Source organism: Gardnerella sp. DNF01199S, from assembly GCF_049244155.1.
Classification (GTDB): Bacteria; Actinomycetota; Actinomycetes; order Actinomycetales; family Bifidobacteriaceae; genus Bifidobacterium; species Bifidobacterium piotii.
Map to the genome: position 1 here is coordinate 521476 of NZ_CP058380.1, position 12149 is coordinate 533624.

The 12149-nt window shown below is 45.7% G+C and carries 8 protein-coding genes; 7 read left to right on the plus strand and 1 reads right to left on the minus strand.

Annotation, left to right across the window (positions count from 1 at the left end; all coding sequences use genetic code 11):
• Positions 1 to 268 precede the first annotated feature (268 nt).
• The 3 genes from HXT45_RS02035 (at position 269) to HXT45_RS02045 (ending at position 4635) form a co-directional block, all read left to right on the plus strand.
• The gene (locus tag HXT45_RS02035; protein ID WP_421782084.1) at positions 269 to 1147 is read left to right on the plus strand and encodes an ABC transporter ATP-binding protein; all 879 of its coding nucleotides are present in this window, start codon (positions 269 to 271) and stop codon (positions 1145 to 1147) included.
• 20 nt (positions 1148 to 1167) lie between these two features.
• Positions 1168 to 2820 carry a hypothetical protein gene (locus tag HXT45_RS02040; RefSeq protein ID WP_421782086.1) on the plus strand — a complete coding sequence of 551 codons (1653 nt, stop codon included), beginning with the start codon at positions 1168 to 1170 and terminating at the stop codon, positions 2818 to 2820.
• 162 nt (positions 2821 to 2982) lie between these two features.
• Positions 2983 to 4635 (plus strand): D-alanyl-D-alanine carboxypeptidase/D-alanyl-D-alanine-endopeptidase, encoded by a 1653-nt coding sequence (locus HXT45_RS02045; protein ID WP_421782088.1) that lies wholly within the window; start codon positions 2983 to 2985, stop codon positions 4633 to 4635.
• Positions 4636 to 5103: 468 nt separating this feature from the next.
• Here HXT45_RS02045 and tilS read toward each other — a convergent pair whose 3' ends face one another.
• Positions 5104 to 6174, minus strand: coding sequence for a tRNA lysidine(34) synthetase TilS (gene tilS, locus HXT45_RS02050; RefSeq protein ID WP_421782090.1), 1071 nt, complete (start codon positions 6172 to 6174; stop codon positions 5104 to 5106).
• 69 nt (positions 6175 to 6243) lie between these two features.
• Between tilS and hpt the strand changes: the two genes are divergently transcribed.
• The 4 genes from hpt to ettA all read left to right on the plus strand — a co-directional run bounded on the left by hpt (position 6244) and on the right by ettA (position 12126).
• A complete protein-coding gene (gene hpt / locus HXT45_RS02055; RefSeq protein WP_004132695.1) occupies positions 6244 to 6798 on the plus strand; it encodes a hypoxanthine phosphoribosyltransferase in 555 nt (184 codons plus the stop codon).
• 207 nt (positions 6799 to 7005) lie between these two features.
• Positions 7006 to 9843, plus strand: coding sequence for an ATP-dependent zinc metalloprotease FtsH (ftsH, locus tag HXT45_RS02060; protein ID WP_421782093.1), 2838 nt, complete (start codon positions 7006 to 7008; stop codon positions 9841 to 9843).
• Positions 9843 to 10352: a DUF3180 domain-containing protein gene (locus HXT45_RS02065; protein ID WP_004132692.1), complete on the plus strand. Its 510-nt coding sequence runs from the start codon at positions 9843 to 9845 to the stop codon at positions 10350 to 10352. Before ftsH ends, HXT45_RS02065 begins: the two co-directional genes overlap by 1 nt.
• 97 nt (positions 10353 to 10449) lie before the next feature.
• Positions 10450 to 12126 carry an energy-dependent translational throttle protein EttA gene (gene ettA, locus HXT45_RS02070; protein WP_004130043.1) on the plus strand — a complete coding sequence of 559 codons (1677 nt, stop codon included), beginning with the start codon at positions 10450 to 10452 and terminating at the stop codon, positions 12124 to 12126.
• Positions 12127 to 12149: the final 23 nt, after the last annotated feature.

The window sequence follows — 12149 nt, forward strand, 5'->3', positions numbered from 1 at the left end:
CAGCGCGCTCACGCCTTCGCCGCGCAGAAGCAGTGCTTCTGCTCTAAGCGGCTCAGCGAATCGAGGTGACTTCTCGCGCGCTATGCAGCTCGAAGTCGTCGATTCGCCGCAAAAAATCTCGAATCTCTACCGCACTTAGCGTAGTTTACACAATCTCGTAGTGTGTTTATACGCAATATATGAGATAATGGAAGCCTTGGTGTAAACGTGCGATTGCGCAATTAATGTGGCGCAATACGTGCGTTTATCTGTATGTTGCGAGGTTTTTATGGTAGATTTTGCTCCTTCTGCAAATGCGTCTGGCAGCGTTCCAGTTTTTGGCGCAAACGCTTACGACGCTACTAACGAAGATGTTCCAGCTGTTTCTATTCGCGGATTTGTTAAGACTTTTGGCAAAAAAGTTGCTGTAGATAATCTTTCGCTAGATATTCCAGCAGGATCCTTCTATGGATTAGTAGGCCCTAATGGTGCTGGCAAAACTACTACGATTAAAATGCTTACGGGCTTGCTTATGCCAGATGCTGGCTCGGCTTCGATTTTTGGCAACGATGTTTGGAGTAACGTAAATAGCGCTAAGCGCGCAATCGGTTTAATGCCTCAAGCAGACGAGATTTTTAAGACAATTACTGGCCTTCAGCTTTTAACATATGCTGGCATGCTTCGCGATATGAGTCGCGCGGAATCTGTAAAGCGCGCGAACGACTTGCTTTCTGCTTTCGACTTAACAGAAGCTGCAAACACTATGGTTTCGGACTATTCAACTGGTATGACTAAGAAGATTTGCCTTGCAACAGCTATGATTCACAGCCCTCGCGTGCTTGTGTTGGACGAGCCTTTTGAGGCAGTGGATCCTGTTTCTAGCGCAAATTTGAAGGATATTCTAGCCGAGTATGTTTCTACTGGCGGCACGGTGATTATTTCTTCGCACGTTATGGAATTGGTTGAAAAAATGTGCTCGCACGTTGCGATTATTAACGAAGGCCACGTTGCAGCTTCTGGCACTCTTGAAGAGGTGGCTCAGGGCAAGAATCTTGAGGATCGCTTTATGGAGCTTGTTGGTGGACGTCACGCTGCTGCGCGCATCGACTGGCTTAACGGCGGCAAGTCTGATAGCGCAACACCAATCGCAAGCAACCACAACGCGTGAGCGAAGGGCGGTAAGTAATCATGTCTATGATTTTTACAATGGTTCGCCTTCGCTGGGCGCTTACTTTTTCTGTTATGCGAAAGTCAATGTGGCAAAAAATTGGCTTTGGTATAGTCATTGTTTTTGGGCTTGCGATTATATGCGCTCTTGGTTTTGCAGGCTGGGAAGCAGGAAAGTATCTTGATCCAGGGATGCTTCCAGATACTAAAAATTGGCAGGAATTCCAAGCTCTTCCAATAATGGTTGCGTCTATTGTGTCAATTTTTACGCTGTTTATAAACGTGTTTATGTTTGGCAGCGATACAACTCTAAAATCGCGCAGTTTTGCGCTTTATGGCATTCCTTACGTAAAGCAGCAAGCTGGCATGCTTCTTGGCTCTCTTTTTGGAGCATTTTCAATAAGCTGCACAATCGCGCTTGCTTTGTGGTCTTTAGCGTACAGAAGCTTTGGAATTGTGCCAGTTTTAGTCAGCGTAATTGCAGCTCCGCTTTACGTTGCAACAATCGTGTCTTTAAGCAAAATGCTTATTGAGCTTTTGGACACTATTTTAATAAACAAGCATTCAAGAAACATTTTTTACTTTGCTATTTTTGTAGCGTACATGATTTTTGTTGCCACTGTGAATATTGGTAACAAAAATCCAAGCGGAATTGTGCTCGGCTTTGGTTTCTGCGCTGTTTCCGCTTTTACGCCGTTAAGTGCGGCTATGGCTTTGCCTCTTGACGCCATTAATGGCAATTGGCTTGCGCTTGTTATTCGCTTCCTTATTTGCGTTGTGACGATTGCTGCTTGCTTTGCAATCTCTGTATTTTGCGCAAAATTAGAGCCTAAGCTACTTCGCGGTGAGCAAAAAACAGTTGTTAAAACTAAGGGAATCGGCTTCTTTGCATCAGTTCCAGACAACATAGTTGGTGCGATTATTGCGCGAATTATTAGCGTTATGAGAAGAGATATGCGTCAACTATTTTTGCTTATTACGCCGCTTTTTATGCTGGTAGTTGCAGGAGGAACTAGTTTTAATGCTAAAGGATTTGGTTCTATAGCACAGGACATAGGTGTTTCTGTCTGTATGATAAATGCTGCGATGCTTATGGGAATGGTTGTTGGAAACAATATTGCATACGATGGAACAGCTTTTACTATGCATGCGATTATTGGCGTAAAAGGTTTGCACGATCGTTTAGCGCACGCAATAGTTTGGTCCGTGATTTGCGCTGTGTACTTTGCAATTCTTGGAATAGGGGTTTATGCTTTCCTTTTCTTTGTAGCAAATGTTAAGCAAAATGTGAATGCAGTTATGTTCCAAACTCTTTCTCCAATTGGAGTAGCTTTTGCGACCATAGGCATTGGCTTAATTTCTTCGTGCATAGCAATGTACCCTGTAGCGTCAATCGAAAAGCCATTTTCTAGGCCGCAAGGAAGTGCTGGCGGGCGAAGTTTTGCAGCTATCGGCTTTATGCTTCTTTCTGTAGTTTGCATGATTCCTTCGGTTGCGGCTGTGATTGCGTTTATTATTCTTGCGCCGCAACTGCTGTGGATTGCATGCATTCTGTTCGTAGTGAATGGTTTGATTGTGCTGGCTGTTGGCGTAATTATTAGTGGCAAAGTAATGGATAAGCGCATGATTCGCATTGTAGAAAACTTGCGCAGATTTGTCTCGATTACTGCTTGAGTATTAATGCGCACGTAAGAGCTGCGATTTATGTGTGCAAGCGTATAGCTTATGTAGACTTTATGTAGTTCTTATATAATTCTTATGTAGTTCTTATATAGTCTACATGGCTTGTATAGTTATACAGAGTTGCAATTAATCGGTAAAACAGGCGGCGTGCGCATGCAAGACGATGAAAACGTTAAGGATCCAGATAATATAATCGAGATTCCAGAAGATGCTTTTACGTCTAAAGAATCAAGAGAAAAAGCTGGATTTACGTCTAGCTTAGGTGCGCAAAAGCCGCCAAAGTCACGTAATCGCGCTGTTGTGTGCTTAATCGCAGCTGCAAGCGTTGTATCACTAATGTGCGGATACATTCTGTTTGATAGCAAAGATCTTTTGCAAAATCGCGATTTTATTCAGTCGCGAATGGCAATTAAAAACAATAAATCTTTGCAAGAGCTAAGCAGTCCAAAACCTAAGAAAATAGCGCATTACGCGTCTTTAATAAAGCAATTAGATAAAAACAAGCCAGTTGACAAAGATGCTGCGGAAAAGGTTTTGCAAACATTCCTTGAAAATCCCGCGCTTGGGCCAAATGCGGCAGCTGTTATAGCGGATGCAAACGGGAAGATTATTGCTGCAAAAAACGAAGATCTTGCTTTGCAACCAGCGTCTACAATGAAAACGCTTACAGCACTAGCTGCCTCGCATATTTTAGACATGGTTTCAACGCTAGACACGCTGGTTTATGCAAGCTGCGACGATAGTGGGAGTGCTGCGCGTTTGGTTTTGCGCGGCGGCGGAGATATGCTGCTTGGTGCTGGGCAAAGCGACCCGAATCACGTAAACGGTAGAGCAGGTTTAGAAACTCTTGCAAATAAAACGGCTGCAGCTCTTAAAAAGCGGGGCGTTAAGATTGTTCAGTTTGCTGTTGACGATTCGCTGTTTGGTGCAAAAAGATATCCTGAGCTTATTAGCGAAAACGATGAGGAAGGCCGTTTTTATGCGCCAACGTCTTCTGTGGCTGTAGATGAGGGGCGTAATCGCGATTTTGCGGCGTGGGTTTCGTACGGAAACGACGCGGACGATACCGACGATTATCCGCTTTTAGACAGGCATCCTGCTGTTAGTACGGGTTTGATTTTTGCAAATTTGCTGCAAAAGGCTGGCATTGACGTTCGCGCATGGAATGGTGATTCTGCAAAAATCACTAAGGCGGCTAAAATTTCTGGCGCAGACTCCATGCATGTTAGCTACAAAAAATCGCTTATTTCCGCCGATTTTAGCCAGATTGCGCGCGTTTGTTCTGCGCCGCTAAGCGAGATAATGGCGTATATGCTAAGGCATTCCGACAATTCCCTTGCGGAAGAGTTCGGGCGTTTAACTGCGCTCGCAATGCGCAAGCCAAATTCTCCAAAGGGTGCAACTTTGGCTGTGCAAGATGTTTTGCGTGATTTAGGTATTGATATAAACGGATTGCATATGTCGGATTGCTCGGGACTTTCGCCTAAATCCGCTGTTCGCGCGGTTACTTTGATTCAGGTTCAAGCGCAAAATCTTAAGGCGGGGCTTGGTGCTGCTGCAGCAGAAGGCTTGGCTTTGCCAGGCGTTTGGTGTACTTCTGCTAGAAAGCGTCTTGTTGATAAGTCGGCAGCTGGATTGATGCGTGTTAAAACTGGATTTTTGGGTGATGTTTCGTCTATGGTTGGCAACGTTTCTAGAAAGTCGGGGGGAGCGCTAACCTTTGCGGTTGTTGTTAATCCTCCTGGAGACGTTAACTACACTTATGTTGGCGTTAATAAGATGATGGCAGAGCTGACCAATCTTTAGTTGCTCGCGTCTTTGCTTGTTGTTGCGCGAGGTTTGAGTATTTCTCTCCTCGCAAGTGACGCGCACTTTTACGGATAGTTTATGAACGTTAATATTATAAGGTTTTAGGTTTTAGGATGGCGCTATTTATTGCTCGTAGAGAAATACATCAAACCTTCTGAATATCTAGAACAATTGCGTATCTTTCATCGCTGAGCTTCTCGATTTTTCTTGCTACTTCAGCGAATCACCATTTCATGCTGAGGTTCGCTTCATCCGCTGCGAAAAATCTCGAATCTCTACTTCACTTGGCGGAAAAACTTCCGCACTTTGTACCAAATTTGGCCTGAATCACGTACAAAATGCGTCAACCGTTCGCGCGTTACAGCGCGCTTACGACTTCGCCGCGCAGAAGCAATGCTTCTGCCTTGAGCGGCTCAGCGCTTTGAAATGCGTTATGCAATTTCAAGCTCGGTCAAAGCGCGCGTGCTATGAAATCGTTATAGTCTGCGATTTTCTGCTTGCTGAATATCCTCCTGGAAGCGAAATCGGCTTTTGACCATGCCAGTTTGTTATTAACTCGTCGATTGATTCTATATGATTTGACGAAAAGCGTATTCCAGCAGCACTTAGCGCGCGAGCTACGATTCGTCGCCTAATCGAGATGTGGCTGTTTGCTAAAGTCGCAAGTTTGATTTTGACTTTGCAATCCTCTTTTACAATCGCCTCTTTTTCTACAAGATTTACTTGCGAGTTTATGTAGTCTAGGTCGTCTTGAGCAAATTTCGCTCCTTTTGCAAGCAACAAAGTCATATCTGATTCAAAAAATCGCGAAATATACGGCATAAGTGTATGCCTGATTCTAGAGCGCAGCGGGTAGGATTTTGGCAGCTCAACATCGATTGGCGATGAATCGCCGTTTGTTGGATCGTCCCACCATTCAACGCCCAAATCCTTGCAAATCTGCGTGGTTTCAAGTCGCATAAGATTAATTAGCGGCCGAGCAAATAGCACATTCTCCCTAACTGTAACGTCTTTCATTCCAGCTACGGCCTCCAAGCCAGCAGAATTGCGCAATCCCATTAAAACCGTTTCTGCCTGGTCGTTTGCTGTGTGCGCTAAAAGAACCGCCGACGCGCGCAAATCTTTTGCAACTTCAATAATCGCGTCGTATCTAGCATCCCTAGCTGCGCTTTCTTCTCCCTTTTTGTCATCTTTAACTTGAACGGATTTAACAAATACAAGCGACTCGTCTACTCCAAGTTTTGCAACGGTTTTAGCTGCATTAAACGCCACTTTGTCGGAGTCTTTTTGAAGATTATGATTTACGATTATTGCAGCGCATCGAATCCCTCTGCTTGCGCACACTTTTGATGCAAGCGCCGTTAGCGCAAGTGAATCGCGACCGCCAGAGCATGCGACCAACACAATAGGAGCGGATGGCAAAGTTGCATGCTCGCCGTGTTGCAAGAATTGAGGGTCTTGCACTTCTAATCCAATATTACTAAAGCAACGTTTTACTTGGCCGATTCCTTTGCGCCAACAAGATGAGTACACCATGCTTATAGTCTAAATCCTAATGTGTAAGTTGTAACATGTCCGTCATTCTCTTATGCAATTATAGTTAGCATGCAAGTTGCAGATATAAGAGATGATATTGATTACGAATTAATCAGCCACGAAGAGCTTATGAAGCGCATTCGCGAGGTTGCCGCTCAAGTTAGCAAAGACTACCAAAACCGCGATATTTTGCTTGTTGCAGTGCTTAAAGGCGCTGTAAACACGCTTGCTGTTTTCTCGCAGGAGCTTAGTCTTAACGCGCCGATGGACTTTATGAGTCTTTCTAGCTACGGCAGTGGCACTAAGACCAGCGGCCAGATTACGGTTCGCGAGGACTTAACTACAGATGTTCGCGGTCGAGATGTGCTGATTGTGGAAGATATTGTTGATTCGGGCAAGACTCTGGACTGGCTTGTTAGGGAGCTTAAGGGCAGGGGAGCTGCAAGTGTAAAGGTGTTTGCGCTTTTAACAAAGCCAGCTCGCCGAGAAGTGGAAGTAGATATTGCGTACACTGGTTTTGAGATTCCAGACGCGTTTGTGGTCGGTTTTGGCATGGACTACGACGAAAAGTACAGGAATCTTAATTCTATTGCGGTTCTTAAGCCTTCTGTGTATGAGTCTTGATTGGTTCTTTATTAGCGGTCTTGATTAGATGGTTGCAATTGAGTAATCTTGATTGATTACATGCTATTTATTTAGTGATTAATTACAGCGATTAATTAAAGGGATTAATTACAGCGATTACAGCGATTACGCTTTGGTTGCTTGCGATTAGTAATTACATGTTTAGACGAGTGTTGTTAGTTAGAATCCTGAAAGGAGTCTGATTGTATGGGCGCTTCTCCAATGTCGCCTCGCGGACCTATGGGTGGACCTATGAAAAGTCCTATGGGAGGAAACGGCAACAATCCGTTCTTGCCTCCTAATTTTGGAAACAATTCAAATAAGAATAAGAATAAGAACAATAACGGCAATAAGAATAATGGCAATAAGAATAACGCCAATCCAAAGGATGGCAATAATTCCGATTCCAATCGTAAATTCTTTAAGTCGCCTTGGACTTGGATTGTTATTTTAGTTTTGCTTTCTGTAGCTGCATTCCAATTGTTTGTGCATAATGGTTCGCAAACAATCGACACTCAAGACGGATTAGAGTTGCTCGATAATCGTAGTGCAAATTACGTTGAGGTTATAGACAATAAGCAGCTTGTTAAGCTTACTCTAAACAATAAGTACGTTAAGTTAGATAAGCGCGATAAGCAAAAGCACGATTACGGAAAAGACGTTCAGTTCTACTACACGATTGCTCAAAGCAAGACAGTTGTGCAAAAGATTCAAAAGGCTAAGCCAGCAAACGGTTGGACTGTTAGCATACAAACTTCTAGCTTTTTCTCGTACTTGATTACGTCTATGCTGCCGATTTTGATTCTGCTTGGACTTGTTTGGTTTATGTTTGGCAGAATGGCAAGCGCAGGCGGCGGAATGCTTGGCATGGGTGGCGGCCGCGGCCGTGGAAAGCTTTTGGAAGGTCAGACGCCTAAAACTAAGTTTGCGGATGTTGCAGGCGAGCAGTCTGCTGTAGAAGAAGTTGAGGAGATTAAGGAGTTTCTTAAGGATCCTTCTCGCTACAAGGCTTTGGGTGCGCGCATTCCGCGTGGCGTGCTGCTTTATGGCCCTCCAGGAACTGGTAAAACTCTTCTTGCGCGTGCTATTGCAGGCGAAGCTGGCGTTCCGTTCTACGCCATGGCTGGATCGGACTTTGTTGAGATGTTCGTTGGTCTTGGCGCGTCTCGCGTGCGCGAGCTGTTTGATGAAGCTAAGAAGAACGCTCCAGCAATCATCTTTATTGACGAGATTGACGCTGTTGGACGCCGCCGCGGAAGTGGCATGACTGGCGGCCACGATGAGCGCGAGCAAACTCTTAATCAGCTGCTTGTAGAGATGGACGGCTTCGATAACGACACTAATTTGATTATTATTGCTGCTACAAACCGACCAGATGTGCTTGATTCTGCGCTTTTGCGACCAGGCCGATTTGATCGCCAAGTGGCTGTGGAAGCTCCAGATTTGGAAGGCCGAGAGGCGATTCTTAAGGTTCACGCTAAAGGCAAGCCTTTTGTTCCAGACGTAGATCTTCATATGGTTGCTGTTAGAACTCCTGGATTTACGGGCGCGGATTTGGCTAATGTGCTTAACGAGGCGGCTTTGCTTTGCGCTCGCTCTGGCGCTCAGCTTATTGACAATCGCGCTATTGATGAGGCAATTGACCGCGTCCAGGCTGGTCCTAGAAAGAAGTCTAAGGGCATGGCTTTGGATGAGTTGCGTAACACGGCTTATCACGAAGGTGGACACGCGCTTGTTGCTGCGGCCTTGCATCACACGGATCCTGTTACTAAGGTTACGATTTTGCCTCGCGGCCGCGCTCTTGGATACACGGCGGTTATGCCAACTAGCGACCGCTATTCTCAGTCTCGAAACCAGCTTCTCGATCAAATGGCGTATGCTATGGGCGGCCGTACTGCGGAAGAGGTTGTGTTCCACGATCCAACTACTGGTGCTTCTAACGACATTGAAAAGGCTACAGCAATCGCTCGCAAGATGGTTGTTGAATATGGCTTCTCGTCTAAGCTTGGTGCTGTAAAGTGGATGGATGCGGATCAGGATTCTTCTGGTTCTTTGGATTCTTTGCAATCGCGTAAGTTCTCTAATAAGACTGCGGAAGTGATTGACGAAGAAGTTCATAAGCTTATTGAAACGGCTCATACCGAGGCTTGGCAGATTATTAATAATAATCGCGATATTTTGGATGAGCTTGTTAGCAAGCTTCTTGTTAAGGAGACTCTTAACGAGAAGGAACTTGAGCAAATCTTTTCTAAGATTCGTAAGGCGCCAGAGCGCGATTTGTGGCTTTCTAATGCGGATCGCCCAGATTCGCCGCTCCCGCCTGTGGAGATTCCAGAAAGCTTAAAGAGGAATGTTGCAGGTGCGAGTTTAGAGAAGAGCGATAAGGATTCGGATTCTAATGCTTCTAATGCTGGTGTTGCAGCGGATTCTGCAGCGCAAAAGTCGCAAGCAACCGCAGAAGTGCAAGAATCGCACGAGTCTTCCTATAACTCAAATATCGCAAATACTACAAATGCCCTAAATAGCCCAATGCAAACAACCGCAGTGGTTTCTATGCAAGGCAAAAAGAGCGATTCAACAATGCGCGCAATGCTAAACGTGTTAAGCGGACTTGAGTATAAAGATTCGCATAGCGTAACTCAAGTCGAAGGCGTTTCGGCGCTTTACCAGGCAAGCAATGCAAACGGTGAAGATTTTTGCGCGGTTGTAGTGGCGTCTACAACAATGAGCAATCAGGAATTTGCGCAAAGAATCGAGCAAATGCAACGCGATCAAATTGATGGCGATTCTGCCGATTCTGCCAGCTCTTTAGATTTGCGCTTAAACGTTGTTGGAACAAGAGAATACGGCTTAGATAGCGCGTCTACAAAGTCAATGGATTCAAGCAATCCTTTGCACTTAAGTGCTGCGCAATTGGAGCCGTGGATGCAAGTTGAGCCAGACGCTGCAATTGATGGCGAGCCAGTCTCTTACAAACTTGCGCTTTTGCAAGATGCTTCGCAAGTTGGCGTTTATTCTGAGCGCTGGATTATTGGGGAGTGCTGATGAAAGCTTACCGTACGCCTTGGTGGTATTTTGCGCTTGGACTATTGTTTGGATTCGTATTCGGCGCGTTTTTGGTCTCGATTACAGAATCTAGCGCAATATCGCTTTCGGGAGCTCCGTGGATTGTTTTGGCTGTTATGATAATCGGCGGAATAGTCACGTTTGTTCTTGCTTGGCAGACGCATCAATACGCTACTTCTAAGCCAAAAGAGCGCAAGCCTTTTAACATGCAAATGGCTGTTTCGGCGTTAATGCTTGCAAAATCGCTTGGAATGGCTGGTGCTATTTTAACGGGCTGGTATGCAGGTCAGATTTTTGTTTGCTGGCCGCACGCCGATATTCCGCTTTATTCCAACGTTATTCGCGAATGTGTTATTGCGGGAATCGTGTGCATTATAGATATGATTATTGGCATTGTTGGCGAATGGATGTGTCAGATTCCTCCAGAAGATGGAGCGGATGCTGCTGGCGATTCTTCGGATCGAGCGCAGCAAGCGGCGGCGGTTTAATGGCGGTTAGCTGCGATTAATGGCAACTAACGGCGCTTAATGGCAATCAAAATTGCAACTAAAATAGCGGTTTAACAATTTTAAGAAAGGTATTACTTTGGCTGAATTTATTTACCAAATGATTAAGGCACGCAAGTCTTACGGAGATCGCGTAATTCTAGACGACGTTACCTTAAGCTTCTTGCCGGGCGCAAAAATTGGCGTTGTTGGCCCTAATGGCATGGGTAAATCAACGTTGCTAAAGATTATGGCTGGATTGGAAAATGTTTCAAACGGCGAAGCTTCGATTACGCCAGGCTACACTGTTGGCATTTTGCAACAGGAGCCGCCGCTGGATGAGACTAAAACCGTTGGCGAAAACATTAAGATGGCTTTTGGTGAGATTGCTCAAAAGGTTGATCGATTCAACAAAATCGGCGAAGAGATGGCAAATCCAGATGCCGACTTTGATGCGTTGATGGAAGAAATGGGCAAGCTGCAAACGGAGATTGACGCTGCTAACGGTTGGGATTTGGATTCTCAGCTTGAGCAGGCGATGGACGCTTTGCAATGCCCAGACCCAGATTCGCCTGTTTCTGTGTGCTCGGGTGGCGAAAGACGACGAGTTGCATTGTGCAAGCTTTTGCTTGAAGCACCAGATTTACTTCTGCTTGATGAGCCTACAAACCACTTGGATGCGGAGTCGATTCTTTGGCTGGAACAGTTCTTGCACAAGTACGAAGGCGCTGTTATTGCTGTAACTCACGATCGCTACTTTATGGACAACGTTGCAGAGTGGATTTGCGAGGTGGATCGCGGCCAGCTTTACCCATACAAGGGCAATTACACTACTTACTTGGAAACTAAGGCCAAGCGTATGGAGATTCAGGGCGCTAAGGACGCAAAGCTTGCTAAGCGCTTGAAGAATGAGCTTGACTGGGTGCGTAGCTCGCCAAAGGCTCGCCAGGCCAAGAATAAGGCTCGTTTGGAGCGTTACGACCAAATGGAGCAAGAGGCACGCAATTCCAAGAAGCTTGATTTTTCGGAGATTCAAATTCCAGCAGGTCCGCGCTTGGGATCGCAAGTTTTGGAAGCGAAGCATATTCACAAGGCTTTTGGCGATCGCGTGCTAATCGACGATTTGTCGTTTACGTTGCCTCGTAACGGCATTGTTGGCGTGATTGGTCCGAATGGCGTTGGTAAGTCTACGCTTTTCAAGACGATTGTGGGCTTGGAGCCACTTTCTGGCGGCGAGCTTACTGTTGGAGACACTGTAAAGATTTCGTACGTAGATCAGAATCGCGCAGGCTTGGATCCAAATAAGAATTTGTGGGAAGCTGTTTCGGGAGGCCTTGATTTTATTGAGGTTGCAGGCGTTGAGATTCCTACTCGCGCATACGTTGCAAGCTTTGGTTTTAAGGGTTCGGATCAGCAAAAGCTTACGGGAGTGCTTTCTGGCGGCGAGCGTAACCGCTTGAATTTGGCTTTGACTCTTAAGCAGGGCGGCAACTTGCTTCTGCTTGATGAGCCTACTAACGATTTAGATGTTGAAACTCTTGAAAGCTTAGAGAACGCTTTGCTTGACTTCCCGGGATGTGCTGTGGTTGTTTCACACGATCGCTGGTTCTTAGACCGCGTTGCAACGCATATTCTTGCTTGGGAGGGCACAGACGAGAATCCTGCAAATTGGTACTGGTTTGAAGGTAACTTCCAGGCGTACGAGGAAAACAAGATTGCGCGCCTTGGTGAGGAAGCTGCTCGTCCGCATCGCTTGCACAGAAAGCTTACGCGCTAATCGCAAGTTGTGTGTTGCTGCGG